The organism is Verrucomicrobiaceae bacterium (genome assembly GCA_016713035.1).
Classification (GTDB): domain Bacteria; phylum Verrucomicrobiota; class Verrucomicrobiia; order Verrucomicrobiales; family Verrucomicrobiaceae; genus Prosthecobacter.
The window spans coordinates 1-26,457 of the sequence record JADJPW010000019.1 but is presented as its reverse complement, the minus strand read 5'-3'; the positions used below and the strand labels follow the sequence as shown (position 1 = coordinate 26,457).

The following is a 26,457-nucleotide window of genomic DNA, read 5'->3' as shown; positions in this document are numbered from 1 at the left end:
CATCAAAGTCGGTCGCACGGCAGAGGCCTCCATGCCGCAGCCTCGCATACAGGAGCTATGACCGGCAGCGATGATGTGCTGGATGCTGCTCTGCGGCAAAACGGTGCTGCGTGTCGATACGATCGAGCAGCTCTTTGATATGGCTGAAGATACTGGCCAAGCAGCCACTGCCCGTAGGCCCACGGCTGGCCATCATCACCAATGCTGGCGGCCCTGGGGCACTCGCTACCGATGCGCTCGTCCTCGGCGGTGGCACTTTGGCAGATCTTCGGCCCACACCCTCCAGCGGGCTCGATGCCGTGCTGCCTGCGCATTGAGCCATCACAATCCGGTCGATGTCCTCGGTGATGCGGATGCCACACGCTTTACAGGCACTGCAAATCGTCTCCGAGGACGCTAATGTCGATGGCGTGCTGGCCATCCTCACACCCCAGAGCATGACACGTCCGAGCGAAATCGCCCGCGAGGTCGCCCAGGCTCGCTGCGAGCACGGCGCGGCCCTCTTCTCGCCAGTTGGATGGGGAGCCACCAGCGTCGCAGAAGGTCGCAGCATCCTCAATGCAGCCCGCATCCCCACCTACGATTACCCAGATGGTGCTGCGCAGGCCTTTGTCCGCATGCACGAGCATCACACCGGCTCCATTGGCTGCATGACACCCAGACCGCTCTTGCTGATTTTGATGCGCACTCGCATCAGGTCGCCCTACCTGCTCGCACCGGCCTCCTTTCTGAATCTGAGGCCAAATCCATCCTCTCCGCCGCTGGTATCCCCGTCGTCGAAACACACGCGGCGCTGGATGAAGATGCCGCTGTCGCCGCAGCAGTGGAGATCGGCTTTCCCGTCGTCCTGAAGCTCCTCTCAGCCACCATCACGCACAAAACGGAAGTCGGTGGTGTGCAGCTCGATCTCTGCGACGAAGCCGCCGTCCGTGCGGCCTGGCGCAGCATCCGCAGCCGCGTCAGCCCAGCAGACTTCGCGGGAGTCACCGTGCAGCGCATGATCCAGGACAAAGGCACCGGTTCATCCCTCGGTGTCTCGCAGGATGCGCAATTCGGCCCTGTGCTGCTTTTTGGAGCCTGAGGCACCCTGGTCGAAGTCCTCCAAGACCGCACCCTCGCCCTCCTCCGCTCAATCACGCCCTCGCTCGCCGCTGGATGGCACAAACCAAGGTCCACCGCATTCTACGCGGCATCCGTGGTCATCCTGGGGTCGATTTTGCGGCCTTGGAAGATGTGATCGTGCGTTTCAGCGATCTGGTCCTTGCCCATCCACGCATCGTCGAAGCCGACATCAATCCACTGCTGGCCACTCCCACCGGCATCATCGCACTGGACGCCCGGATCGTTTTAAGATAGCCTCCGCGCCATGCCACGCCTCCTTATCATGCTCATGCTGCTCACCGTCCTCGGTGCGCAGGTTTGTGGCATGCAGCGTGGTTATCTGTGTGAAGATCATCACACCACCGAGCAGAGCTGCCCAGAGCATGAGGAGCACGCTCCACTCAAAGAAGAGCTTCAGGCCGATCAAACCGTCCAAATAGCCGTTTTGGCCCCATTGGCGGTTTTGACGCCGATCCTCGATTTTTCCGTCGTATTGAAAACAGACGAAAAGGCCCATCTCGCGTGAAACACGCATGAACCGCCACTTTGGCCACCACGGCTGACTCAGAGCATCGCGCTACGCATTTGATCCTGAAGTGACAACCACCCGGTTTGTTCACTTCAGCTTCATTTCGTCATGTCAGCTCTTCGTTATCTCTTTTTCCTGTTCCCACTCACCGCGCCAGCTCTGGAACTGCCTCTCTCGCAGATCGCAGCACGCGTGAAGTCCCACCACCCGCAGCTCAGAGCTGCCCGCATGGCCGTGGAGCAGGCTCGTGCCCGCCAGCTAGGCAGTGGCAGGCTCGCCAACCCCACGCTTGATACCAGCTTTCAAAACGAAAGCGCTGTTAGCCCCCGCACTGCCAGCATAGGCATCGACCAGGCCTTTCCACTCACCCGGCGGCTCACGCTCGAAAAGCAACTCAGCGCCCAGCTCGTCACGGCGGCTGAGTTTGAGGTGCAGGACGCCTCTCGCCGCTTGATCGCAGATGCACGCACGTTGGCCGTGCGCATCATGGCGCTGGATCAGCAGTCCGCGCTACGCCAGCAGCAGGTCAGGCTCCCGGGTGAGCCTGGCTCCTTCGCGAAAAAGCCGTGCCGAAAAAGGGGGCTCTCCACTCGATGCCGCACAGGCCCAAGTCGATGCGCAGCGCCTCCTGCTCGAAGCCAAGCGCCTGCAAACAGAGCGCATCAGCCTCCTCGGGCAGCTCAAGCCCATGCTCGGCGTCTCACCCGCAGATCCGCTTTCTCTCACTGGCTCGCTGCCAGCGCTGGTCATCCCAGATCGTCGTGGCTGGATGCGTAGGCCGGATTATCAGCAGGCGCAGGCTCAAATCACAGCGGCGCAGACAGACACGGCACTCGCCCATGCCAAACGCACACCGGATCTCACCGCAGGTCTCTTTACAGCGCAAGAAAAGCAACAAGGCGTGAATACCGGCCACGTCGGCATCCGCTTCTCCATTCCGCTGCCCTTTTGGAATAAAACGAAGGCGAAATCGCCGAAAAAACCGCCGCCGCCGAGCGCTATCGCCTGGAAGCCGAAGCTTTGGGCAAACAAATCGCCGGAGAGGCCGATACCGCCCGCCGCGAAATGCAGGCCCAGGCCGAACTCGTTCGTGAAACCCGCGACACGCTGCTCCCACTCGTCATCGAACAAACCCAGAAGCTCGAAAAAGCCTACCAGAGCGGCCAGACCGATCTCATCACCCCTCCTCCGCGTCCGTGAGCAGCGCCTCCAGCTCGAATCCGCTGCGCTGGACGCCGCACGTGACTTTCACCTCGCCCGCATCCGCTACGAAGCCGCTACTTTTTCCACGCCATGAATTCATCCCCATTCAGAAGGTCTCACGCAAAGGCGCAAAGGCGCAAAGCTTCAGCATCAGACTCATTCTTTGCGCCTTTGCGCCTTTGCGTGAGTTTTCTTTGGATGAGTTGCTGCGCCTTCGGTGAAAAGCCCGACGTCATTCTCGACGATATCGCCGTGGACAATCTCCAGCTCGAATACGCCGAGGCCGAGGAGACCACCTTTGAAGAGACCATCTTCGCACTCGGGCACCTGGAGGTGCTGCCGGGGAAAAAGCCATCGTCAGCAGCCGCATCCCCGGACGTGCGTTTTCCGTGCTCGTCATTCCGCATCAGGAGGTCGATGTCGGTGCCGAAGTCGCCTGGATCGAAAGCCGCCAGCCCGGTGATCCACCGCCGGTGATCAAGCTCGAAGCGCCCATCAGCGGTCTCGTTTCTAAAGTGAACATCGCCCAAGGTCAGCCCGTGTCGCCGGAGGCCGAACTCATCGAAATCGTCGATCTCAGCACGGTGGAGGCCGCCGCGAGCGTGCCGCAGCACCTCGCTGGAAAAGTGAAGCTCGGCCAAAATGCCCATATCCGCCTCACGGCGCTGCCAGATCGTGTTTTCGAGGCCAAAGTCGCCCATATCGCCACAGTAGCGGATGAAACCAGCGGCACCATCGAGGCTGCGTTTCACGTAGGCAATCCAGAGCGCTTGCTGCGTCCAGGGATGAAGGCGGAGTTCAGCATCGTCGTCGATCAGCGAGAAAACGTCATGTCTATCCCCCGCGCCGCCGTGCAGGGAGATGCGGCGCAGCGTTTTGTCTATGTGAAGGCCTACGACCTGAAAAATGCCTTCATGAAAGTGCCCGTCGTGCTCGGTTCACAGAATGATCGCTTTATCGAAGTGCTCAAAGGCCTACTCCCCGGCGATGAAGTCGTCACCCGCGGTGCTTACTCGCTCGCCTTTGCAGGCAAAGGCAGCGTCAGCCTCAAAGAAGCCCTCGATGCCGCCCACGGCCATGCTCACAACGAAGACGGCACCGAAATGACCACCGAACAGCAAGCCGAGCATGCGCATGAACACGACGACCACGAGCATGCCGAAGGCTGGAGCGAAAGGACCACCTTCTTTGCCGCCACGAGCGGGTTGCTCTTCGTTTTGCTGCTGCTCGCGATGCTGAAGCGGAAGGAGGTGGCCGCGTGAGTGGCTTGTACAGCCATCTCGCTCTGCGAGATGAGCCCACCGCTCCGCCATTGGCATGTCGCCATGTGATTCGTTTCTCACTCAGCTTCGGGGATCTGTGTGCTCATCTCGACGGAGCGAGATGGCTACTTTGCTTCGCTGCAACGCCGGAGGCCCAGTCATGCTAAACCGCCTCATCCATTTCTCTCTGCATCACCGACCTCTCATTTTGATGATGGCGCTGGTGGTGCTGATCTTTGGGGCGCAGACGCTCACAGAGCTGCCGGTGGAGGTGCTGCCGGATATGACGAAACCGACAGTGACCATTTTGACAGAATCGCCAGGACTCGCGCCTGAGGAAGTGGAGGCGCTCGTCACACAGCCCATCGAGGCGGCCGTGCAGGGCGTGGGTGGGCTGGATCGGCTGCGGTCGAACTCGGACGTGGGCCTGTCGCTTGTTTTTGCGGAGTTCGGCTGGGGCACAGACATTTACCGTGCACGGCAGCTCGTGCAGGAGCGACTGCAAGGCGCAGCGCTGCCGAAAGGCGTCAAAGCAGGCATGACGCCGGTCTCCTCGCTCATGGGTGAAATCGTGCTCGTGGGGCTGAAGAGCACCGATGGCAAGACGACACCTGTGGAGCTACGAGTGCTCGCAGATTGGACCGTGCGGCGGCGTTTGCAGAGCATTCGCGGTATCGCAGAGGTGCTGACCATCGGCGGTGGCGTGCGGCAGATCGAGGTGCGGCCACATCCGCATCGCATGGCCGCTTTTGGCGTGAGTTTTGATGAAATCGAGGCCGCTGTGAGCCGTGCCAGTGGCAATGCCACGAGTGGTTATCTGCAAAATGGCCCGCGTGAGGTCATGGTGCGCAATCTCGGCATGAGCACCAGCTTGGACGATCTGGCAAAAACGGTGATTAAGGCAGTCGATCATCGTCCTGTGCTCATTAGCGACGTGGCGGAGGTATCGCACGGCGTGCAGCCCATGCGCGGCGACGCCAGCGTGAATGGGACGATGGGCGTGGTGCTCAGTATCGACAAAGCGCCCGGTTTTGACACGCTACGGCTCACGACAGAGGTTGAAGCAGCTCTGAAGGAGCTGAGTCTGCCAGCGGGTGTCTCAGCGGAGATTTTGTTCCGCCAGGGTGATTTCATCGAGCATGCTATTGGAAATCTGAAGGAGGCCATTCGCGATGGTGCGGTGATGGTGGCGGTCATTCTGTTTCTTTTTTTGCTGAATCTGCGCACCACCTTCATCACGCTCATGGCGATGCCGCTGTCCTTTGCGGTGACGATTTTGGTCTTCAAGCTCTTTGGCGTGAGTGTGAACTCCATGACGCTCGGTGGGCTCGCGGTAGCCATCGGCATGGTGGTGGATGATGCCATCGTCGATGTGGAAAATGTGTGGCGACGGCTGCGGGAAAATCCGGGCAAAATCAGGCTCGACATCATCGCTAGTGCCTCTAGCGAGGTGCGGAACTCGATCCTGTATGCGACAGTTTTGGTGATGCTGGTGTTTTTGCCACTGATGGGGCTCGAAGGCATCGAAGGGCGGCTTTTCACCCCCATCGCCATCGCGACGATCACCAGCATGGCGGCGTCGTTTGTCGTCTCGTTGACCGTGATCCCAGTTTTGTGCTCGCTGATGCTCAAAGCGAACGGAAAAGCCCATGGAGATGGATTTGTCGTCCGAGTGATGAAATGGACGGTGAGACATACTTTTCTGCGTTTTGCCCTGGGAGCACCTGTGGTGACTCTGGCACTTGTTGGGGTGCTCTTGATTGCGGCGTTGATGCTTTACCCCAAGATGGGCAAAGAGTTCCTCCCGGCCTTCAATGAAGGCAGCGCGACGATTTCGCTCGCAGGTGCTCCAGGCACCTCGCTGGCACATTCGAACGAAGTCGGAGAGGCAGCGGTGCGGCTGCTCAGAAGCATCCCAGAGGTGAAAAGCGTCGGCAGACGGGCTGGCCGCGCAGAGCGTGATGACCATGTGATGCCCGTGAGCGTGAACGAGCTGGATGTGGAGTTTTTCGACAACGGCAGGCCTCGCGACGAGGTTTTCCGCGATATCCGCGAGAAGCTCGGCAAAATTCCTGGCACAGCATTGAACATCGGCCAGCCCATCGGCCACCGGCTCTCACACATGCTCAGTGGCGTGTCGGCAAAGATTGCGGTGAAGATCTTCGGCCCCGATCTGGCCGTGCTGCGTGAGAAAGGCGAGAAGGTGCGCGACATCGCTAAAACCGTGCCCGGATTGACCGATGTGAACCTGGAGGCGCAGGTGCCGATACCCCCAGATCAAGATCGAAGTGAATCGCGAGCGAGCCGTCGCCTACGGTGTGCAACCAGGGACACTCAATGAGCAGGTATCGACCCTTCTCGGGGGTAAAATGCTGGCGGAACTGCGCGAGGGCCCGCGCACGATCGATCTGGTGCTGCGGCTACCGGAGGCCTGGCGTGATTCGCCAGAAAAAGTCGGTGATTTGCTGATCGAGACCACAAGCGGCCAGCGCATCCCGCTGCGCCTCGTGGCAGACATTCGCGAAGGCAAAGGCCCCAATGTGATCAATCGCGAAAGCACGCAGCGCCGCATCGTGATCAGTGCGAACAGCAATGTGCGTGACCTAGAGGGACTGGTGAAGCAATGGGAAACGGCGATCCGTGAAAAGGTGAAGCTGCCAGAAGGATACTTCCTGCGCTTTGAGGGTGAATTCCAGGCCCAACAGGCCGCTGCAAAGCGAATCACGCTCTATTTTGGCCTCGTACTCATTGTCGTGCTGGTGTTGCTGGCGAGTTTCTTTAGAAGCCTGTCACTCGCGCTTCAGGTGATGCTGAATATACCGCTCGCACTCATGGGTGGGCTCGCTTTGACGTGGTGGCTGATCGGGAATATCAGCATCGCCACGCTGGTGGGCTTCATCGCAGTAGGCGGCGTCGCCGCACGCAATGGCATCATGATGATCAGCCATTATCAGCATCTCATGCGTCACGAGGGAGAGGTCTTTGGCCGTGCGATGATCCTGCGCGGCACGCTAGAGCGCTTGGTGCCTGTATTGATGACGGCGCTGAGTGCTGGCATCGCCCTGATCCCGCTGCTGCTCGCCGCCCACGAGCCCGGCAAAGAAATCCTCCACCCCGTAGCCGTCGTCATCGCTGGCGGTCTGGTCAGCAGCACGCTGCTGGACCTGATGGTGACACCTGCGGTGTTTTATCTTTCGGCAAACAACCAACCCAAACCACACCATGAAAACCAAACTCATCCTCCTTATTACCACACTCATCAGTAGCCTCGCTTTCGGCCACGAAGGCGTGGAGCGCGGGCCGAATGGCGGGCGCATCCTCGAATTCAGTGACAACGAAACCATGCACGGCGAGATCGCGGTCAAAGATGGCAAATTCCACATCGCACTGCTGGATAAAGATATGAAAGCGGTCGTGATGAGCGAGCAGTCACTCACCGCCGTCACTGGAGATCGTAATTCACCTGCGAAGCTGGAGGTGACAAAGGACGCGAAGGGCTTCACGCTGCCGCTGGTGAAGGCGGGCGAATGGCTGATCCTGCGCTATAAAGAAACGCCAAACGCAAAAGCCATCACCGCACGCTTAGAATACAACACGGCCACCTGCGAGGAGTGCAAAGCCGAAGAATGGCTATGCAAGTGCAAGCCAGAGGCGGAGAAGAAATAACCCCAGTCCTGCCTGCTCCAGCACCGCAGCTTTTTCGAGCTGCGGCGCTGGACGGCGGCTATGGCCGCCTGAAGCGTCCAGCAAGAGCGAATGCATATCAAAAAAGGCCGACGTCATCTCTAGCGTCGGCCTTTTGTTAGCTAAACTTAGGAGGGATCAATGACTCTTACAATGGTTCAGCGTCCCGCCGCACGAGCTACAGGCATGCTTGGTGAGGCTGCCGTTCTTCAGCATCGCGACGACTTGGTTCTCACAGTCACGGCAGGACATTCTCTCTGCGCTGCGGAGGGTGACAATGCCTTTGCTGCCTGGTCCGTAGCCGCTGGATGGAGCCTGGAAGTGGATGGTGCGGCATTTGTCGCAGCTCACAGCGGCGGTGGGCGTCGATGAGGGAGACTGGCAGGAAGTCAGCAGTCCGGCGAGGCCGAGCATGAAGGTGAGGATGAGCGTTTTCATAGGATGAGTTGAGTGTTGTATGGTTTGGTTTCCAGGGCAGTTGCCCTTCATGAACGATCAACACCCCAGCGCTCCCAATCCCTGATGCTTTCGCAATCCTTACGCATCAGCACGCAAACTGCGCTCACCTCTGCCGCATGTCCGCTAGCAGTTCTTTGAGCATCTGCCGCGCCCGATAGATGCGTGTTTCCACGGCCTTGATGCTACAGTCGAGCGTTTGGGCGATCTCGTGCTGGCTCATTTCCTGGTAGGTGAAGAGATGCAGCGCCTCACGCAGATCGACAGGCAGGCTGGCGATGGCTTTTTCGATGCGGAGTGTGGTTTCATGCTGCTGTGCGGCTTCATCCGGGCTGGCATCATGCCCCGGTATTTGCTGGAGCGTGGCGGTGCAGTCTTCGATGGAGACGGTGGGATGCCGTGTGCGCCAGCGGGCGTGGTTGCGCCCCAGATTGGCTGCGATGCGGAAGAGATAGGTCGGAAAGGCGGACGTGGGCTGGTAGCGGGCGCGGCTTTGATACAGTCGGACGAAGGTTTCCTGCGCCAGATCAGCGGCGACTTCAGCGCTGCTGGTCATGCGATAGAGAAAGGCGGACACTTTGTCCTTCCACCGGTGCATGATGCCGTTCAATGCGAGATCATCCCCATCAGCGAGGCGTTTCATGGCTTCGAAGTCCGCATCCGGCGGGCAGTCTGGCAGGACGGCATCGCTCATGGTTGGGCTCCGATTCTGGCGGTGTCTTTGGCGGGAATGCCCAGCGTGTAGGGCACCATGAGGCCGAGATACCTGCGGGATTGCTCAGGTCGCAAGCAAGCGGCGATTTGATACACGTGCTCCAGCAAGGCCTGCTGGCACTCCACGGTGAGCTTGGCGCGTTCATCCATGGCACTGCGCATCTTGTCATCCACCGTGGTGCTCTGTGCGCTCAAAGCGAGGATGTCTTGATTGGAAAGATAGACGCGGTGGCAGAGATCCTCGCACTTTGGCAGGTAGGCCAAATGGAGGGCTTTCACCTTCTGCATTTGGCCGTCATCCAAGTGCAGCCAGCCTTGTAACCAATGCAGCTCCGGGAGCAGGCTGCCGTTCTCTTTCGGCATGGACTTGGCAGACTCCGAGGTGCGGAGCGCGAGCACTCGATGGGAGCACCAAAACATGCACAGACCGACTCCCACGGCGGTCACGAGGATGACGATGCCCCGCTTCACGGCACCACCTCCGCATGATGACGCAACAGAGGGTTCACCGTTTCCAGGTAAGCGAGTTCACCGCGCTGCGTGTCGGCCATTTGGAGCATCACCATGCTGGTCCCGGCACCTACGGCACCAAAGATCACGATGGTTGCAAAGGCCACTGCTGGGCGTCCGAGTGAGGTCAGCAGTAGCCGGATCAGTTCGACAAGCAGCGAGGTCACACTGCGCCCCCTCATCGGCCTCGATCCGTGACCACACTTCACGCTCAAAGGCGGGAGGCAGCGGTAGATGTGCAGGGTGCTGGCGCAGCAGTTGATGGAGTTCGTCGTCGTTCATAGGCAGGGGTGGTGATGGGTTAAACACCGAGAGCCGCATTCTCCCGCAGGATTTTGTATTTTCCAAATCGTGAAGAAAGTTGGCGGGGTCTGACGCGCTTCGGTGTTTGTCACAGCATGTCCGCCTTTCGTCTGATCACCGCCACCCTGGCACTCTCCTGCTCCGCTGCCATGGCCTGCGATGACTGCAAGCGCACGCAGCCCGCACCGGGTCAGCGTGTCGTCGAATATGATCTGCACATAGCGGAGCATCGGATGAGTCCCGCAGGAAAAAAAGTCCGCGTGCTTGCCATCAATGGCAGCATCCCCGGCCCGGTGCTGCGCTTTCGTGAGGGCGACTTCGCCCGTATCCGCGTCCACAATGATCTGAAGGACGAAACGACCTCCACCCACTGGCATGGCCTGCTTTTGCCCAACAAAGAGGACGGCGTGCCGCACATCACCACGCCGCCGATCCAGCCCGGCACCACGCACACCTTCGGCTTCACCTTGCGGCACAGCGGCACTTATTGGTTCCACTCACACACCCATTTGCAGGAGCAGAGCGGCGTCTATGGCGGCATCGTCGTCGAGCCACGCGGCGGCGAACCGGTGAAAGCAGACCACGAGCAGGTGCTCATCCTCTCCGACTGGACGGACACCGATCCCATGGAGGTCATGCGTATGCTCATGCGCGGCAGCGACTATTTCGGCCTCATGCGCCGGAACTCACAGTCCATCCTCGGAGCCTGGCAGCGTGGGAACTTAAAAGACTACTTCGCTCGCGAATGGGACCGCATGATGCCCATGGACGTGTCGGACGTGGGCTACCACGCCTTCCTCATCAACGGTCAGCGCCAGACCCGCATCGAGGGAAAGCCCGGCGAGCGTGTGCGTCTCCGCATCATCAATGCCAGCGCCGCCAGCTACTACCACCTCACCAGTTCCGCAGGGCCGCTCACCATCATCGCCGCCGATGGGCCTCCCGTGCAGCCCGTGAAGGTGCCGCAGTTCCTCATGGGCATCGCCGAGACCTACGACCTCCTTTTGACCATCCCCAAAAGCGGCCAGCACGAGCTGCGCTTCACCACGCAGGATGGCAGCGGGCACAGCAGCGCAGTCTTTGGTCAAGGCACGCCCCACAGCGCCCCCGTGCCGCCGAAACCCAACCTCTACCAAATGGATGAGATGCTCACTCTCGCCCTCGAAGAGAAGGAAGACGATCCGCTCGCCTCCCTGAATCTCCCGCGCCCCGGCTCGCCCTACCGGCTGCTCAAAGCCACACACGACACCACTTTGCCAAAGAATCTCCCACGCCGCAAAATCACCCTCCACCTCACTGGCGACATGAATCGCTACATCTGGAGCTTTGATGGCAAAACCATGGCCCAGCAGCCCTACGTCCTCATCAAAAAAGGCGAGATCATCGAGCTGGAACTCATCAACGACAGCATGATGCACCACCCCATCCACCTGCACGGCCACTTCTTCCGCCTGCTCATGGGCCAGGGCGCACGCTCACCGCTCAAGCACACCGTCGATGTCCCGCCGATGAGCACCCGCACTGTCGAGTTCGAGGCCAATGAAGCCCACGACTGGATGTTTCACTGCCACATTCTCTATCACATGATGAGCGGCATGGCCCGCGTCTTCCGCTATGAGGAGGAAGCAGACACCCAGGCCCACGATACCGCACCCATGGCAACAACCACCGCAGACCACAGCATGGCTCACGCCAGCGGCCTCGGAGAGCACCAGCACGACATGAGCTACGTCTGGGGCGCAGCCTCCCTCACCTCGCAGATGAGCGAGGGCCTGCTCACCTGGATGAATCCCAAAAATGACCTCCAGCTCGCCTGGGAAGTCGGCTGGCAGCGAGTGGACGAGCCCCAATACGAGATCGACCTCCTCTATCAGCGCTACTTCAATTTGAACTTCCAAGCCTTCGCCGGGTATCGCCTCACCAATGCCCCCGCCGCCCAAGACCGCGGCCTCATCGGCATCAACTACCGCCTGCCCCTCATGGCCTGGCTCAACGTCAGCCTCGATACCGAAGGCGACGCCCGCTTCAGCCTCGCCAAGCGCTTCCAGCTCACCCCGCGACTCGGCGTCTGGGGAGATGTCTTTTATGACACCGGCACGAAATGGGAATGGGGTGCCGGAGCCGACTACACCCTCACCCGCCACACCTCCCTCACCGCCAGCTACCACAGCGACTACGGCCTCGGAGCCGGTGTCCTCATCCGCTTTTGAGAGCCATCAGGCTCTCGGAAAACACAAATAAACCCAAAACACATCCACAAACATGAAAACGGCACTCCGCACCTTCCTCACCACCGTCCTGCTGGGCCTCTCCCTCAGTGCCTGCACCGCTCCCGAAGCCGCTCAGGCCACCTACAATGCCAAGCCTTATCCGCTCAAAACCTGCCTCGTTACCGGCAATGACCTCGACAGTATGGGCGGCCCGATCACCAAGGTCTATGATGGCCAGGAGATCAAATTCTGCTGCAAACCCTGCGTGAAGAAGTTCGAGGCCAATAAGGCCAAATACCTCGCCAAGCTGCCCGAGTAACCCTGCGCGGCTCATTTCTTGTGACGGCTTACTGTGAAGTCCTGCACGCTGGCGGCGTTCATCCAATCCGTATGAAACACATCCTTCTCTCCCTGTTGATCCTCCCGCTTGCCTTCGCTGCGCAGGTGCAGGTGGAATCCCTGCCGGAGCCGGGCATCCAGCCGCAGGTCATCGTCACCTCCACCGGCCTCGTGCACCTCGTCTATCTGAAGGGCGATCCGAAGGCCTGCGACATCCGCTATGCCTCACGCAGAGCCGACGGTGGCGCATGGTCCGCACCCATCACCGTCAACAGCGAGCCGCGCTCCGCCATCGCCGCAGGCACGATACGCGGTGCACAGGTCGCGCTGGGGAAAGATGGCAGCGTGCAGGTCATCTGGAATGGCAACACAGGGGGCAAAAAGGAAGTGATGATGCGAGCCCCGCTACTGCATGCGCGGCTTCCATCAGGCGCAAAGGCCTTCAGTGCGCAGCAAAACCTCATGGGCGACACCACCGCTCTCGATGGCGGCGCTTCGATTGCCGCCAATGAAAAAGGACATGTCAGCGTCGTCTGGCACGCCGCGCCTGCCGGAACTTCAGGAGAAGCCCAGCGCCTCGTCTTTGTGCGATCCTCCACCGACGACGGCGGCACTTTCTCCGCTTCCACGCCGCTGAATGAAAAACAGCCCGGCGTCTGCGCATGCTGCTCCCTGCGTGCGTATTTAGCCGCCGATGGAACGCTGAGCGTGCTCTATCGCGCCGCCTCCGCACCGACCTCCCGCGGCATGTGGTTCATCACCAGCAAGGCCAGTCGCAGCACCCTCACCAAGCTCGATGATTGGCGCGTCGCCATGTGTCCCATGAGCAGCGCCAGCCTCCTGCCCGCCGCGCAGACCCTGCGTGCCGCGTGGGAGAATGACGGCCAGATCATCACCAGTCTCATGGGTGCTCCCACCAGTGCGGCGCAGAAAATCGGCCCCAGGAATGCCAAGCATCCCGTCCTGGCGCAAAATGCCCAAGGCCGCACCATCATCGCCAGCGTCATCGGCTCCGGCTGGGGAAAAGCAGGCAGCCTGCATTGGGATGTTCTCGATGCCGAGGGCCACGTCACCGCATCTGGCGATGGCACCAAGCTGCCCGTTTCCAGTTACGCCGCTACCTATGCCAAGCCGGATGGCAGCTTTGTCATCCTCCGTTAATCCGCTGCTAGTCTCGCCTGAGCAGGCCCCTCATCCACCCAGCTTATGAACCTACCACAAACATTCCCGCTCACTGGCATGAGTTGCGGCTCATGCGTGTCAAAAATCACGGCACGGCTCCAGGAGCATCCAGACATCATCGAGGCAAACGTCACCCTCACACCGCCGCAGGCGCAGATCATCACCCGCACAGCTTTGAGCCCAACCGAGGTCAATGACTGGCTCCGGCCGCTCGGCAAATACCAAGTGACCGAAGCTACTTCGCCATCCGTGCCCAGCACCGCGCTGCCGCCGAAATCCGCGCAAACCTACAAGCCGCTGCTCATCCTGCTTGCCTATCTGTTGCTCGTCATCCTCGCTGCTAGTGTCGCCAGGGGTCATTTTGACCTCACGGAGGCCATGCGCTTGTTCATGGGCGGATTCTTCATCGCCTTCTCCTTCTTCAAAATGCTCGACCTGCGCGGCTTTGCGGATGCCTACCGGAGTTATGATCTCGTCGCCAAGGTCTGGCCGGGTTACGGCATCGTCTATCCCTTCATCGAGCTCGGACTGGGCCTAGCCTATCTCGCAGACACCCATCCGCTGGTCGTGAATGCCATCACCGCCACCGTCATGGCTGTGAGTCTCGCCGGAGTGTTGCGTGCCGTGTTTTCCAACCGCGCAATCCGCTGCGCCTGCTTAGGCACCGTATTTCAACTTCCCATGTCCACCGTCACCATCATTGAGGACGGTCTCATGCTTTTGATGGCCGTGTTCATGTTGTTCCCGACCGCTCATTGAATGAACGGGCTTCAAGCACCAGCCAGAGGCGGAGAAGAAGGAATCGGCTCAGAATGCGGTGCCCGGATGCGGCTCATCGCGGTGCCGGAGTGAGTGGAGCACTCCAGACCTGCGGTGAGCGCACGCCGGGGCGTGACTCGCCGCCTGGAATCACGAGTTTGCCCCGCCAAGTCACCGCTGGCGTGGTGACGAGTGAGAAGGGCACTTCGCCTGCTTCGGACCAAGATTGAGTTTGAAGATCAAAACACAAAATGGACCTCGGAAAGCCTGGGTGAGCGGATTTGGGCTCAAAGTTGGCCTTGGAGCCATCATCGCCGCCTAGGATGAAAATTTGGCTGCCGATCACGGGAGCAGGGCTCGGAGCAGCGACGCTGACACGCGGCAAATCGGGCAGTTTTTTCCATCCATTCGCCGCAGAGTAGCTCCAGGCATCTCGGAGCCACTCACGCTGCGCTTTGCCATCGGGGCCTGGTTTCAAGGCGGCACCGCTAAAGAGGTAAACATGGCCATTCGCTGCCGCCATGCAGGCCAGGATGCGTCCGCCGCCAGGGCAGGGGGGCAGTTGCTGCCATGTGGCATCTGCTTTCTTCAAATCGAGTGCCCAGAAGCTATCGAGCGCACGCGTCGCTGCGGGTAAGTCGATCCCTCCGGCGATGTAGAGCACTTCATCGAGCACGCACCCGCTCATGAATGCGCAGGGACGCGGCAAAGCGGGGAGCTTGGAGTCGCTTTTCAGCCAGAAGACCTCGCGGTAGTGCTCCGTGGCATTCCCACCGCCAGCGATGAGCATGCCACGCTGCGTGGAGATGCTGACGCCATAGCCATTCGGTCTCGGGAGCTGCCCAGCGATGCGCCAGGTGCCATCTGGCTGATCGAGCTGATAAATGCTGTCATACCAGACCTTCGTGCCGCCTTCCCAGGGCATCTTATCCGTGAAGTGAGTGCCACCAGCGATGATGAGTGCCCCGTCCTGCACACCCGCAAAGGAGCCCGCAAAGCCGCGTGCATCTGGCACATCGGACAGGCGAGTCCAGCTAGTGACTGTGAGAAAGAGCAGCATGGAGAAATGCATCATGTAGCGCCTAAACATGGGCTTGGCCCATCCGGCAAGTGACATGCAGTGATGGAGGCCCTCTCCCGAACCATGTTTAAGCCGAATCATTTCACCGAGAGAGCTGGGATAGGGTGGGTGAAAAAAACGGCGCAGCTTGGGCGTAGGTTTGTCCGCTCTCTCATGCTGACCATCTCTGGCAAATCCCACGGCAAATTCTGCGACGGTGTCTCCCGTCGTGATTTCTTGCGCATCGGCGGCCTGGCCATGGGTGGGTTATCGCTGCCAGAGCTGCTCAAGGCGGAGGCCGAGGCCAAAGCGGGTCGCAGTTTCAAATCCGTGATCATGATCTACCTCTGCGGGGCACCGCCGCATCAGGACATGTATGACCTGAAGATGGATGCCCCACTGGAAATCCGTGGGCCGTATAAGCCGATCAAAACCGCTGTCCCCGGCATCCACATCTCTGAGCACGCGCCGCGCCTGGCCAAGATCATGGACAAGCTGGTGCCGATCCGCAGCATGTATGGCAGTCCGAATGGAGCGCACGACAGCTTCATCTGCTACACTGGGCGTCCACCGCCCCCAATGGTGGCAATGCACCCACAGGCAGGCTTTCGGATCCACCGTCCTTCGGCTCCGTCATCTCACGCTTGCAGGGGCAGGCTGATCCGGCCGTGCCCGCATTCGTCGGACTCGCTCCGAAGGCGGGGCATCCGCCCTACGGCTCGCCTGGGCACCCTGGATACACTGGGAACACGCATGCGGCCTTCCGTCCGAATGGTGCGGGCGTGGAGGATCTCCAGCTCAATGGCATCACCTTGGATCGACTCGAAGACCGCCGCTCCTTGCTCGATGGCTTTGATCATTTCCGTCGTGAAATGGATGCCACTGGCCTCGTCAGCAGCATGGATGCCTTCAATCAGCAGGCGCTCAATGTCCTCACCAGTAGCAAGCTGCTCCATGCACTTGATTTGAGCAAAGAAACGCCCCAGACCCGCGAGCGCTATGGAAAAGGCGATGCGAAAAACTACGGAGATGGCGCTCCGCTCAATTTGGAGCACTTCCTCCTCGCACGCCGTCTCGTGGAGGCTGGTGCCCGCGTCGTCACGCTGAATTTCGGACGCTGGGACTTTCATGATAACAATTACCCACAGCTCCTGCGGCACCTACCGCTCTTTGATCAGGGCATGAGTGCCCTCGTCGAGGATCTGCACCAGCGCGGCCTCGATAAAGACGTCGCCGTCGTCGCTTGGGGTGAGTTTGGCCGCACCCCCATCGTGAACAAAGACGGCGGCCGCGATCATTGGCCACGAGTCGGCGGAGCTTTGCTCGCTGGTGGTGGATTAAAGACAGGCCAAGTCATCGGTGCCACGGATAGACTCGGCGGTGAGCCCACCGACCGACCGGTGCACTTCGGGGAGGTCTTTGCCACGCTCTATCGCCACATGGGCATCGACACCGTGAAGACCACGCTCAGTGACCTCACGGGCCGCCCACAGTATGTCGTCGATGGCTGGCAGCCCATGCCAGAGCTGATCTGAGAACGATCAAGATAGTGCAGCAGCCAATACTGCGGCTTGAAGAAAGTCCGCAGCGCTGCGAAAAACGTGCCTACGCACATGCTCGCCCCCGCCGCCGTCCTTTACGCATCCAAAACCCCACTCCGTATCGAGGAAGTGGAGGTGCTACCTCCGCAGCGTGGGGAGGTCACCGTCCGCATGAAGGCCGCTGGCGTCTGCCACAGTGATCTCCATGTCATGAAAGGCGACCTCAGCATGCCCACACCCATCATCCTCGGGCATGAGGGCAGCGGCGTCATCGAAGCCGTCGGCGAAGGCGTCACCACGCTACAGGTCGGTGATCCCGTCATCCTCATGTGGCGTGGGCCATGTGGCCGCTGCGAATACTGCGCCGCAGGCCGCCCTGCACTCTGCGATATGGGCACCGCCATGCGCTTCACCGGCCTCATGCCAGATGGCACCACGCGTTTTCGCAACTCCGCAGGCGATAGCATCCGCCACTATGCTGGCGTGTCCGCCTTCTCCAGCCTCAGCACCATGCCAGAGGCCAGTGTGGTGAAAATCCCCACTGGATTCAGTTTTGAAAAAGCCGCCCTCATTGGCTGTGGCGTCATCACCGGCGTCGGAGCCGTCATCAATGCCGCACAGGTCCGCCCCGGCTCCAGCGTCGCCATCATCGGCGTCGGCGGTATCGGTTTAAATATCGTCCAGGGAGCTCGACTCGCTGGCGCACGACAAATCATCGCCGTGGACCATTTTCCGCGCAAAGAGGCCGATGCACGGCTTTTTGGCGCTACCGACTACATCGACGTCAGCGACGGAAAAGACCCCGTGGAGGCCATCAAAGCCCTCACCGGCGGAAAAGGCGTCGATTATGCTTTTGAGGCCTTCGGTAGCGGCAAAACGACCGAACAGGCCTTCGATGCCACCAAGAAAGGCGGCCTCTGTGTGGTCGTCGGCATCACCAGCGCCGCCGACCGCGCTCACATCAACATCAACCAACTGCTCTACGCTGAAAAAACGCTCCGAGGCAGTCTTTACGGCACCACACGGCCACGCACGGATCTACTCACCCTCATCGACATGCATCAGAGCGGCCAGGCCATGCTCGACGAGCTCATCACCACACGCTATCCGCTCTCCGAGATCAACGAAGCCTACGATGCCCTCCAGCGTGGCGAAGTCGCCCGCAGCCTCATTGTTTTTTAACCATTCACACATCCCTCATTCCTCTCCCATGTCCTTCATCCACGACGACTTCCTCCTCTCCACGAAATCCGCCAGCCGCCTCTACCACTCGTTCGCCGAGAACGAGCCCATGATCGACTACCACAATCATCTCCCGCCGCAGGACATCGCGCGGGATCGCCAGTTCGCCAATCTCTTCGAAATCTGGCTCGAAGGTGATCACTACAAATGGCGCGCCATGCGCTGCAACGGCATCCCGGAGAGCCACATCACCGGCTCCGCCTCCCCACGCGACAAATTCCTCGCCTGGGCCAAAACCGTGCCGCAAACCCTGCGCAATCCACTCTACCACTGGACCCACATCGAGCTGAAACGCTACTTCGGCATCGACGACCTCCTCAACGAGCAAACCGCCCCCGCCATCTGGGAAAAGACTGAGGCCATGCTCGCTCAGAAGGACATGAGCGCCCGCGGCATCCTGAAGAAATTCCAAGTCCGCGCCCTCTGCACCACCGATGATCCCATCGACGACCTCGCGCACCATCAGAAGTGCGCCGCCGATGGCTTCGAGGTCGGCGTCTATCCCACCTTCCGTCCCGACAAAGCTCTCGCCGTGCATTCACCCGAAGCCTGGAACGCCTGGTGCGACAAACTCAGCGCCGCCAGCGGCATTGACGTGAAAAACTACGCCACGCTGCTCGAAGCCCTCACGCAGCGTCACGACTTCTTCCACAGCGTCGGCGGTCGCCTCAGCGATCACGGCTTGAACTACTGCCACGCCAATTTCGTTAGCGATGCCGAGGCCGAGCGCATCTTCCAAAAAGCCCGCAGTGGCACCGCTGCCACCGCTTCTGAGCAGGATCAGTTCGCCAGCAACATCATGCTGCATGTGGGCCGCCTCAATGCAGCTAAAGGCTGGACCATGCAGCTCCACCTCGGCCCCGTGCGCAACAACAACAGCCGCCTCGCCCGCCAGATCGGCGCCGATGTCGGCTGCGACAGCATCGGCGACTGGCCGCAGGCCGAGACGCTCTCCCGCTTCCTCGACCGCCTCGAAACCGAGGACCACCTGCCTAAAACCGTCCTCTACAACGTCAACCCCGCCGCCAACTACGTCTTCGGCACCATGGCCGGCAACTACGCCGATGGCACCACGCCCGGCAAAGTGCAGTTCGGCAGCGGTTGGTGGTTCGTGGATCAAAAAGAAGGCATGGAGTGGCAGATCAACGCCCTCAGCAACCTCGGCCTCCTCAGCCGCTTCATCGGCATGCTCACCGACAGCCGCAGTTTCATGAGCTTCCCCCGCCACGAATACTTCCGCCGCACCCTCTGCAACCTCCTCGGCACCGACATCGAATCCGGTCTCATCCCCAACGACGAAGCCCTCGTCGGCCAGATGGTCAAAAACATCTGCTACGCGAACGCGAAGGCCTATCTGGGGCTGGCTAGGTCGTAGGTGAACTCGTTCCATGAAGACTTGGCTCCTCATGCAAGATGTGTGGTTCCCTGATCCACCCAAACTACCGCCGACGCTGTGGGACCGCTTTGTGGACTGCAATTACGGCGGAATGACAACACCTGTCGTGATTCTCACCCTCGCATGCTGGCTTTATGTCCTATCGCGAAGAAGCTTCGGAAACTTGCTTTGGCCAATCGGCATCTTAAGCCTTTCACCTCTGCTAATCGGTTATCTCAAGCTCTGGCGCGTCTTAGAGAGAACTGCAGACAATATCGAAGGCTGGCATAGCATCATGGATTATGAGAGTCCAGAAGCGAATCTTCGTTATATAGAGCGGGCCATGGATGGCGCGTGGTTGGGTGGCATGGCAAGCCTGATTCTGTGCGGATTTTTTCTCTTAGTCCTCGTGATCTGCCGCAGAAGAGCAGCTCGACCAAGTAGGCATTCAATGTTGCTTCGTTAAATGCCTCGAAATCATCATGACCACCCTGAACGAGATCAATCTCAAAGCCCGGCAAGTGCTCCGCACTGCCCTGGATGCCGCCGACTACGCCCGGTATCAGCAGCAGTTCAGCGCAGGTTCCGGGGATTACACCGCCGAAAGACACACCAACGAAGAACGGGACACAGATGCCATTGCAGCTCATGTGAAGGACTTGAAGACCGCCGGACTCCTTCCCCCTCCACCATCGGCTCAAGTGTTCCCAATTGGGTGACTTACCGATTCTTGGCGCTTCATCGGCATGCTCACCGACAGCCGCAGCTTCATGAAGCTTCCCCCGCCACGAATACTTCCGCCGCACGTTGTGAAACCTCCTCGGCACCGACATCGAATCCGGCCTCATCCCCAACGACGAAGCCCTCGTCGGCCAGATGGTCAAAAACATTTACTACGCGAATGCGAAGGCCTATCTGGGGTTGGCGAGGTCGTGAGGCACCCCGAGCCCAACGTTTGAAGTGTGGCACGGCGGAAGGAAGGAGTCCAGAGCGAAGCGAACTAGAGGCGTTGTCCGCCGTTGCCACCACTGCCTTGTCCACTCCGTTTCTGTTTTAATTGTTTAAGGAGAGTTGCCCGTTTCTCAATATCGGAAACGTGAAAATTCTGAAGCGCCCATCCTTCCGTCGGATGCTGCTTCTCCAGCTCATAAAGCCGCCCTATTTTTTGCGCCTCGATTTCTCTATGGGAGATCGCGGTGTCGTAGTCCCCATCGAATTGGGCGAGAATGGACCTTGCGCCGTGGAAACAAATCGCCTCGTCAGCATCTGGGAGTTTCGAGCACTCTGAGATGATTCTTCGAAGTTCAGCAATCGAGTCAGCAGACGGTTCACCCTCGTTGACGATCAAGTCCGTGATCTCAACTTCCAAGTTCTTGAGCTTGCCCCACGGCGTCATTTCTAGATAAATTGTGAGCGAATCAGATTCGCTCACAGTTTTTGAGTGAGCAAGGAAGGCAATGAGAGATTTGATGTCACACCTACAGCCGACCCGGCTGTAGGCCGAAGGGTTTCTTTGGGCGGCGTTCGTTTTGACTCGGTGGGGGAGGCCATGTTGGCGGTGAGTTGGAGTTCGCGGCGGGCGGGGTTGATTTTTTGTTCGACGAGGGTGCGGCGGTCTAGGAGGAGGGCGCTGGCGGTTTGTTGGACTTGGGATTGGGTCCAGTTGGCTTGGTCGTAGGCATCCGCCAGGGTGGCGAGGCGGTGCTCTCGGCGGCGATGACGCCTTTGAGGACGATTTTCGGCGGGGTGACGGCGTTGCTGAGGCTTTGGCCTATGCCGAAAGCGGCGCGTTGGGCATCGTCACCTGCGAAGCTGCGGCGGGTGCCTTTGAGTATGAGAGTTGAGCACGGCCTTCTTGCAGCCGGTCGTGTGCATGGCAGTTGGTCAAGCGGTTGCATGCCTCAGAGCTGGGAGTGATACACAATACAGCCCAGGGTTGTCACGGGCTAATTTTTCACCGTACTGCCAGACGCTGAATGCCCGGTGGTCCGTGGATGGAAAAAGCCCCCCTTCAACCCCCAAGTCTGCCCGATGGGTAAAACCGCCGCCATCGGAATGCGCTGGCCGGTTTTGGGGGATTGGCGAGGAGGTGTCGCCACACCTTCCTCTCTACGGTGCTTTGACATCCCCGCGCTGCGCTTTGGCAGGACGGTTCTGTGCTTTGGCATTTAACGCCCTCGGCCTCCTCAGCCGCTTCAGCGGCATGCTCACCGACAGCCGCAGCTTCATGAGCTTCCCCCACCACAAATACTTCCGCCGCACACTCTGCCACCTCCTCGGCACCGACATCGAAAACGGCCTCGTCCCGGAACGACGAAGCACTCGTCGGCCAGATGGTCAAAAACATCTGCTACGGCAATGCCAAGGCGTATCTGGGGTTGGCGAGGTCGTGAGTGACTTCGACGGACATAAAGGGGTACAATCTCGGCGTTTAGGACATCCCTGGGGGGGGGGATCGCTAAGGTGCTCTGCTGGCTGAACGCAAGGTCGGCACAGCACTCAGCAACATACGTGTACAGGGTTGCTCGTTGTGAACTGTGGAGCTGTCTGTCTCCGACCGGAGGCAGAGGGTCCGCATTTTTCTTCCTAGAACCCTTTTTTGCTATGTCTCATGTTCACGTTGATGGTCTTATCAGTCACAGCCTTGCACCGGATAGGAGACTGCTGGGAGAGAGCGGAGGAAAGGGGCCGACGCAGGGCATTGCGAATGTGGGGCGGGTGTTTCCGTCGCATCTCATCGGTGAGCAGCATCACACGGTGATCGATTTGGGGAATGTGAAGCGCGTGGCCATGATGGTGACGCCGGAGGGTGGGGTAGCATTCGAGATGAGGCTTGGGAGGCGGTTTCTACGATCCGTGCGATCTTGCGGCAGCAGGGCGAACCGATGGCAGTGACGATGCAGACCGTTTTTATCCGTGACCGTGCGGATGTGCCTGCGGTGAAGCAGATTTTCGAAGCTTATTATGGGGAGCGTATGCCCCTGACGTTGTTTGTGGTACAGCCACCGTGTGAGGGGAGGGGCCTTGCCATCGAAGCCTGGGCGGTGAGCACCAGTTCGGCTAAAGTAGAGTACCATGACGAGCATCTGGTGACAGTGAGCTATGGTGGTATGCGCTGGATTTATGCCTCAGGGGGCTCCTTGCATCGCGAGGGCCGAACAGCTTATGAGCAGTCGCTGGAGGCCTTTGAGAGCATGCGCCGTGTACTAGCGGAGGCTGGAGCGGCTTTTGAGGATGTGGTGCGGGTGTGGCTCTACCAAGGTTGTATCACGGAGGTGGTGGACGGTGTGGAGCGCTACCGTGAGCTAAATCGGGCTCGCACGGACTTTTTTGCAAATATCGCCTTCGATAACCGGCCTGTCCCAGTGGTGCATCCAGGCTACGCCGTTTATCCGGCTAGTACAGGCATTGGCACGCTTTGCCACGGTCTGATCACAGCCTGCATGGCGCTGCAAACCGAGCGCACAGACGTCTCGCTTTTGGCGTTGGAGAATCCGCTGCAAATCTCCGCCTTCGATTACCCGAAGGAGTATTCCGTGAAGAGTCCGAAATTCGCACGTGCGATGGCGGTGAGGGCAGGGGATCATGTGACGACATGGGTCTCTGGCACGGCCAGCATCGTGAATGCAGAGACCGTACACCCAGGGGATGCAGAAATGCAGACGGAGCAGACGCTGACCAATATCGAGCGGCTCATCTCTGCGGAGAATTTTGCCCGGCTCGGATGGGACGATGTGGGTGCGACGCTAGATGATTTGGCAAAGATCCATGTTTATGTGAAGCACGCAGAGGACTTTGAAAAAGTCCGCGCCGTGTGTGAGCGACGACTAGGCTTACTGCCGACGATTTATGCCCAAGCCGATGTGTGTAGGCCCGATTTGCTGGTAGAGATCGAAGGGGTGGCCTTCTCACGTATTCTCGAGCGGAACTCACCGTCCACAGGAGGTGCCTCATGAAAAAGGCGCTCACCTTTCTTTTGCTCGCACTCACGCCCGCCATAGCAGCAGAGGCTCCAGTGTATGATTTGGGTCCACCCGTAGCAAAAATCGGCGCAGAGCTGAAGCCGCATGAGCGCATCGACGAGCTTGTTTTGACACAACTGACCGAACTTGGTCTGAAACCGGTAATTTGAGAACCGACGCGGTGTTCGTGCGTCGTGCGTTTTGACCGTGATCGGCACATTGCCGACAGAGCAGGAGGCGCGGGGATTTGCGGCCGCGAAGCAGCCAGACAAGAGGGCGCAGCTCATCGAGATCCTTCTCCAGCGGCCTGAATTCACCGATTTTGGGCGATGAAGTTCGGCGACATCCTGCGCGTGAAGGCAGAGTTTCCCATCAAACGTGGCCCAATGCCGTGCAGGCCTATCATCGCTTTATCCATACCAGCGTACGTGAAAATAAGCCGCTGCACCTTTTCACGCGACAACTGCTGCTCGCCAACGGTAGCAACTTCCGCGAAGGCGAAGTGAATTTTTACCGCGCCATGCAGGATCGCAGTCCGAAGGGGATCGCAGCCACGGTGGCGCTCACTTTCATGGGCGAGCGTGCGGATAAGTGGCCTGTGAAGAAGCTGGAGGCTATGTCTGGCTTCTTCGCGCAAGTCGCCTTCAAGTCCACGGCGGAGTGGAAAGAGGAGATCGTGTACTTCGATCCCACGGCGGATAAAGATGGCCTCACCCAAGCATGCCAGTGATGCCGGATGGTCTTGCGGTGAATATCAAAACGGGATTGGAGGACCCACGGGCTATTTTTTCCGAATGGCTGCTGCGACCGGAGAATCCGTGGTTCAGTAAAAACTGGGCGAATCGCATTTGGAGCTGGCTGATGGGGCGCGGCATCGTGCATGAGCCGGCTGACTTTCGGGCGGATAATCTGCCGTCAAATCCCGCGCTGTTGGCTTTTTTGGAAAAGGAGTTTGCCACGTCCAAATGCGATCTGCTGCATCTCTTCCGCATCATTTTGAACTCGCAGGTCTTCCAGCTCTCCTCCGTGCCCGTGCAGGATACACCAGCTGCGGTCGCGCACTTTGCACACTATCCTTGCGCCGATTAGAGGCTGAAGTGCTCATAGATGCGCCCAATCAGATCACCGCGACCAAGGAAACTTATAGCCCGATCCCAGAGCCCTTCACCTTTATCCCTGAAAACGTACGCGGCATCGCCTTGGCGGATGGCAGCATTACCAGCTCGTTTTTAGAGCTGTTTGGTCGTCCGCCGCGTGACACAGGCTATGATTCAGAACGCAATCAGAGCACCAGCCCACCACAGCGCCTGCATCTGCTAAACTCCAGCCATGTGCTTGGCAAAATCAAAGAGTGTCCGCTCGTCACAGAGGCGGACGGCGGGGATCATGATCTGAGCAAACTCCTGCAAGATAAAATTTATCACCCCCTCCTGGCTCCCGTGCGCCCTGCAGGAGATCGAAGCGCTCAAAGCACACATGACTGCCCCTACTCCAGTGGCAGCTCACTGGCAACCACGGAAACATCGTGTGGGCGCTCATCAATCAACCGGGTTTTACTTCAGTCATTGAACCTACAACCCAATAGCGAACGCCATGAACACCTCCATCGCTGAAACGGCGCGCGACGTGCTCCGCCTCACTCAGCGCATGGGCGGGGCACCTTTCACGCCGCGAGGCCATGCGGCGTAGCATCTGCTTAATGCCAGTCTGCTGCTGATGGAGCCCATTGGCATCAGGCCGCTCCACGTGCCACGACCATCGCCAAAGACGGTAAAGCCAAGTCCGTCATCCGTCTGGCTGTGGGGTGGGCCTTGCCGTATCGACACCTTTGATCCGAAGCCAGAGGCCGGGCGTGAGTTTACGGGTGCACTGGACCAGACGTTGAGACGAATGTCAGTGGCATTCGCATCGGTCTCAGGCTCGCCGCAGGCTCGTAAGTGTGCGGATAAATACTCCCTCATTCGAAGCATGATACGCCGGCAATAACGGCCCGTGAAACCGCCGCCTACCTCGTGCAGACAGGCCAGGCCTCTGGTTGTGATGTGTTCCCTGGCTTGCGGGAGCGGTGGTCAGTTATTTTCCAAAGGATACGACGCAGGTTATAAGGGGCTCATACCGCCCTACGTCATTATCACTCAACCACCAGGGCCGCTTTTCCCAGGCAGGCTTTTCTCGGGCCACGCTACAAGCCTTTTGCTACGCAGGTGGCGATCAAATCAGATCGCCTTTCGCGGTCGAGGGCATTATCACGCCAGACATCAGCGAGGAGCATCAAAGGAGCGTCATAAACTCATGGGCAGCCTCAATACGCTCGGAGGTGCATTGCCCGGCAATGCGACGCTGAAAACCGTCGTTGAGTCCGAACAGCAGGCCTATGAGAACCATCCTTGGCGATGCCGGGAAGCTCTTCGATCTCCAGTCAGGAAAAGACGAGATGCGAGACCGCTATGGACACCAGCACCTTCGGTCAGAGGCGCCTCATATGACGACGGCTCGTCGAAAAAGGCGTTCCCTTCATCACCATCAACTACCAGGGCTGGGATACGCACAAGCAGCACTTCCAGATCATGAACCGCAAGCTGCCAGAGCTTGATCGCGGGGGCTCGCCGCGTTGTTGGCGGATCTTCTGAGCACGGGCTGCTGGAAAGCACCATCGTGTGGTGCACGGGCGAATACGGTCGCCGCCGAAGGTCCGGAATGGCGGAGTCGCCCTGGAATGGTGGCGGGCATCATTTCGGCAAATGCTTCTCCTCCCTGCTCGCGGGTGGTGGATTCAAAGGCGGGCAGGTTCTTGGCAAATCGAACGCCACAGGGGAAGAAGTCATGGGCGTCCTGTGCTCACCCTGCTGACGTGATCGGTAGCATCTACGGCCAGCCACTAGGCATCCCAGCGGACGCACCGCTACCGCACCACCTCAACACACCGACACTCGTTGGCATGCCAGGCAAAGAAAAAAAGTGCCCATGGGCGGACTGCTCAAAGAACTCATCTGATCAGGCCAAATCATGAAACTGCGAGTCATTC

General features: G+C 59.4%; 32 protein-coding genes and 4 pseudogenes. 29 read left to right on the top strand and 7 right to left on the bottom strand.

From position 1 onward, the window contains the following. The 11 genes and pseudogenes from IPK32_26710 to IPK32_26660 form a co-directional block, all read left to right on the top strand. On the top strand, window positions 1-138 hold a 138-nt coding region (locus tag IPK32_26710; protein MBK8095458.1), incomplete at its 5' end, for a hypothetical protein. Continuing rightward, on the top strand, window positions 111-317 hold the full coding sequence (locus IPK32_26705; protein ID MBK8095457.1) for a hypothetical protein: 207 nt from the start codon (window positions 111-113) through the stop codon (window positions 315-317). The genes IPK32_26710 and IPK32_26705, both read left to right, overlap by 28 nt. Window positions 318-517: 200 nt before the next feature. After that, complete coding sequence (locus IPK32_26700; GenBank protein ID MBK8095456.1) at window positions 518-1,081, top strand: acetate--CoA ligase family protein; 564 nt, start codon at window positions 518-520, stop codon at window positions 1,079-1,081. A gap of 74 nt (window positions 1,082-1,155) precedes the next feature. After that, window positions 1,156-1,356 carry an acetate--CoA ligase family protein gene (locus tag IPK32_26695; protein MBK8095455.1) on the top strand — a complete coding sequence of 67 codons (201 nt, stop codon included), beginning with the start codon at window positions 1,156-1,158 and terminating at the stop codon, window positions 1,354-1,356. 10 nt (window positions 1,357-1,366) lie between these two features. Continuing rightward, entirely contained in the window at window positions 1,367-1,627 is a 261-nt protein-coding gene (locus tag IPK32_26690; GenBank protein MBK8095454.1) for a hypothetical protein, read from the top strand. 111 nt (window positions 1,628-1,738) lie between these two features. Further along, window positions 1,739-2,407 (top strand): TolC family protein, encoded by a 669-nt coding sequence (locus IPK32_26685; GenBank protein ID MBK8095453.1) that lies wholly within the window; start codon window positions 1,739-1,741, stop codon window positions 2,405-2,407. Continuing rightward, window positions 2,400-2,927, top strand: coding sequence for a TolC family protein (locus IPK32_26680; protein MBK8095452.1), 528 nt, complete (start codon window positions 2,400-2,402; stop codon window positions 2,925-2,927). Before IPK32_26685 ends, IPK32_26680 begins: the two co-directional genes overlap by 8 nt. 104 nt (window positions 2,928-3,031) lie before the next feature. Further along, a complete protein-coding gene (locus tag IPK32_26675; protein MBK8095451.1) occupies window positions 3,032-3,310 on the top strand; it encodes a hypothetical protein in 279 nt (92 codons plus the stop codon). Then, complete coding sequence (locus tag IPK32_26670) at window positions 3,223-4,095, top strand: efflux RND transporter periplasmic adaptor subunit (GenBank protein ID MBK8095450.1); 873 nt, start codon at window positions 3,223-3,225, stop codon at window positions 4,093-4,095. Before IPK32_26675 ends, IPK32_26670 begins: the two co-directional genes overlap by 88 nt. 160 nt (window positions 4,096-4,255) lie before the next feature. Continuing rightward, window positions 4,256-7,361 (top strand): annotated as a pseudogene (locus IPK32_26665) (efflux RND transporter permease subunit). Then, the gene (locus IPK32_26660; protein ID MBK8095449.1) at window positions 7,318-7,761 is read left to right on the top strand and encodes a hypothetical protein; all 444 of its coding nucleotides are present in this window, start codon (window positions 7,318-7,320) and stop codon (window positions 7,759-7,761) included. The pseudogene IPK32_26665 and the gene IPK32_26660 overlap by 44 nt, the downstream one beginning before the upstream one ends. Window positions 7,762-7,917: 156 nt before the next feature. Here the strand turns inward: IPK32_26660 and IPK32_26655 are convergent, their stop codons facing one another. The 4 genes from IPK32_26655 to IPK32_26640 form a co-directional block, all read right to left on the bottom strand. Beyond that, complete coding sequence (locus IPK32_26655; protein MBK8095448.1) at window positions 7,918-8,217, bottom strand: hypothetical protein; 300 nt, start codon at window positions 8,215-8,217, stop codon at window positions 7,918-7,920. A 124-nt stretch (window positions 8,218-8,341) separates the two neighbouring features. After that, window positions 8,342-8,929 carry a sigma-70 family RNA polymerase sigma factor gene (locus IPK32_26650; protein MBK8095447.1) on the bottom strand — a complete coding sequence of 196 codons (588 nt, stop codon included), beginning with the start codon at window positions 8,927-8,929 and terminating at the stop codon, window positions 8,342-8,344. After that, window positions 8,926-9,420 (bottom strand): periplasmic heavy metal sensor, encoded by a 495-nt coding sequence (locus IPK32_26645; protein ID MBK8095446.1) that lies wholly within the window; start codon window positions 9,418-9,420, stop codon window positions 8,926-8,928. The genes IPK32_26650 and IPK32_26645 overlap by 4 nt, the downstream gene beginning before the upstream one ends. Beyond that, complete coding sequence (locus IPK32_26640) at window positions 9,417-9,626, bottom strand: hypothetical protein (protein MBK8095445.1); 210 nt, start codon at window positions 9,624-9,626, stop codon at window positions 9,417-9,419. Before IPK32_26640 ends, IPK32_26645 begins: the two co-directional genes overlap by 4 nt. Before the next feature lie 231 nt (window positions 9,627-9,857). On the opposite strand from IPK32_26640, the gene IPK32_26635 reads away from it, so the two are divergent. From IPK32_26635 to IPK32_26620, 4 genes are all read left to right on the top strand, one after another. Continuing rightward, the gene (locus IPK32_26635) at window positions 9,858-11,972 is read left to right on the top strand and encodes a multicopper oxidase domain-containing protein (GenBank protein ID MBK8095444.1); all 2,115 of its coding nucleotides are present in this window, start codon (window positions 9,858-9,860) and stop codon (window positions 11,970-11,972) included. A gap of 52 nt (window positions 11,973-12,024) precedes the next feature. Further along, the gene (locus IPK32_26630; protein MBK8095443.1) at window positions 12,025-12,291 is read left to right on the top strand and encodes a hypothetical protein; all 267 of its coding nucleotides are present in this window, start codon (window positions 12,025-12,027) and stop codon (window positions 12,289-12,291) included. A 71-nt stretch (window positions 12,292-12,362) separates the two neighbouring features. Next, window positions 12,363-13,472 (top strand): hypothetical protein, encoded by a 1,110-nt coding sequence (locus IPK32_26625; protein MBK8095442.1) that lies wholly within the window; start codon window positions 12,363-12,365, stop codon window positions 13,470-13,472. 45 nt (window positions 13,473-13,517) lie between these two features. After that, window positions 13,518-14,252 (top strand): heavy-metal-associated domain-containing protein, encoded by a 735-nt coding sequence (locus IPK32_26620; protein MBK8095441.1) that lies wholly within the window; start codon window positions 13,518-13,520, stop codon window positions 14,250-14,252. A 73-nt stretch (window positions 14,253-14,325) separates the two neighbouring features. On the opposite strand, the gene IPK32_26615 is transcribed toward IPK32_26620, so the two are convergent. After that, entirely contained in the window at window positions 14,326-15,369 is a 1,044-nt protein-coding gene (locus IPK32_26615) for a galactose oxidase (GenBank protein MBK8095440.1), read from the bottom strand. A gap of 117 nt (window positions 15,370-15,486) precedes the next feature. Between IPK32_26615 and IPK32_26610 the strand changes: the two are divergent. The 6 genes and pseudogenes from IPK32_26610 (at window position 15,487) to IPK32_26585 (ending at window position 20,406) form a co-directional block, all read left to right on the top strand. Then, window positions 15,487-16,847 (top strand): annotated as a pseudogene (locus IPK32_26610) (DUF1501 domain-containing protein). A gap of 36 nt (window positions 16,848-16,883) precedes the next feature. Beyond that, window positions 16,884-18,035, top strand: coding sequence for a Zn-dependent alcohol dehydrogenase (locus IPK32_26605; protein MBK8095439.1), 1,152 nt, complete (start codon window positions 16,884-16,886; stop codon window positions 18,033-18,035). A gap of 28 nt (window positions 18,036-18,063) precedes the next feature. Beyond that, window positions 18,064-19,470, top strand: coding sequence for a glucuronate isomerase (gene uxaC, locus IPK32_26600; GenBank protein MBK8095438.1), 1,407 nt, complete (start codon window positions 18,064-18,066; stop codon window positions 19,468-19,470). Window positions 19,471-19,483: 13 nt separating this feature from the next. Continuing rightward, the gene (locus tag IPK32_26595; GenBank protein ID MBK8095437.1) at window positions 19,484-19,936 is read left to right on the top strand and encodes a hypothetical protein; all 453 of its coding nucleotides are present in this window, start codon (window positions 19,484-19,486) and stop codon (window positions 19,934-19,936) included. Window positions 19,937-19,952: 16 nt separating this feature from the next. Further along, complete coding sequence (locus tag IPK32_26590; GenBank protein ID MBK8095436.1) at window positions 19,953-20,189, top strand: hypothetical protein; 237 nt, start codon at window positions 19,953-19,955, stop codon at window positions 20,187-20,189. Window positions 20,190-20,216: 27 nt separating this feature from the next. Continuing rightward, a pseudogene (locus tag IPK32_26585) lies at window positions 20,217-20,406 on the top strand (glucuronate isomerase). A gap of 64 nt (window positions 20,407-20,470) precedes the next feature. On the opposite strand, the gene IPK32_26580 reads toward IPK32_26585, so the two are convergent. Then, window positions 20,471-20,902, bottom strand: a complete 432-nt coding sequence (locus tag IPK32_26580; protein ID MBK8095435.1) for a hypothetical protein — start codon at window positions 20,900-20,902, stop codon at window positions 20,471-20,473. A gap of 184 nt (window positions 20,903-21,086) precedes the next feature. Then, window positions 21,087-21,368: a hypothetical protein gene (locus IPK32_26575; protein ID MBK8095434.1), complete on the bottom strand. Its 282-nt coding sequence runs from the start codon at window positions 21,366-21,368 to the stop codon at window positions 21,087-21,089. Between IPK32_26575 and IPK32_26570 the strand changes: the two are divergent. The 8 genes and pseudogenes from IPK32_26570 to IPK32_26535 all read left to right on the top strand — a co-directional run bounded on the left by IPK32_26570 (window position 21,344) and on the right by IPK32_26535 (window position 26,282). Beyond that, a pseudogene (locus IPK32_26570) lies at window positions 21,344-21,863 on the top strand (glucuronate isomerase). The gene IPK32_26575 and the pseudogene IPK32_26570 overlap by 25 nt on opposite strands. A gap of 471 nt (window positions 21,864-22,334) precedes the next feature. After that, entirely contained in the window at window positions 22,335-23,426 is a 1,092-nt protein-coding gene (locus tag IPK32_26565; protein MBK8095433.1) for a dioxygenase, read from the top strand. Then, complete coding sequence (locus IPK32_26560) at window positions 23,423-23,602, top strand: hypothetical protein (protein ID MBK8095432.1); 180 nt, start codon at window positions 23,423-23,425, stop codon at window positions 23,600-23,602. The genes IPK32_26565 and IPK32_26560 overlap by 4 nt, the downstream gene beginning before the upstream one ends. A gap of 221 nt (window positions 23,603-23,823) precedes the next feature. Then, window positions 23,824-24,162 (top strand): hypothetical protein, encoded by a 339-nt coding sequence (locus tag IPK32_26555; protein ID MBK8095431.1) that lies wholly within the window; start codon window positions 23,824-23,826, stop codon window positions 24,160-24,162. Further along, a complete protein-coding gene (locus IPK32_26550) occupies window positions 24,162-24,521 on the top strand; it encodes a DUF1553 domain-containing protein (protein ID MBK8095430.1) in 360 nt (119 codons plus the stop codon). Before IPK32_26555 ends, IPK32_26550 begins: the two co-directional genes overlap by 1 nt. 657 nt (window positions 24,522-25,178) lie before the next feature. Further along, on the top strand, window positions 25,179-25,418 hold the full coding sequence (locus IPK32_26545; protein ID MBK8095429.1) for a DUF1501 domain-containing protein: 240 nt from the start codon (window positions 25,179-25,181) through the stop codon (window positions 25,416-25,418). A 530-nt stretch (window positions 25,419-25,948) separates the two neighbouring features. Further along, a complete protein-coding gene (locus tag IPK32_26540; protein ID MBK8095428.1) occupies window positions 25,949-26,062 on the top strand; it encodes a hypothetical protein in 114 nt (37 codons plus the stop codon). A gap of 25 nt (window positions 26,063-26,087) precedes the next feature. Next, a complete protein-coding gene (locus IPK32_26535; protein MBK8095427.1) occupies window positions 26,088-26,282 on the top strand; it encodes a DUF1501 domain-containing protein in 195 nt (64 codons plus the stop codon). Window positions 26,283-26,457 lie beyond the last annotated feature (175 nt).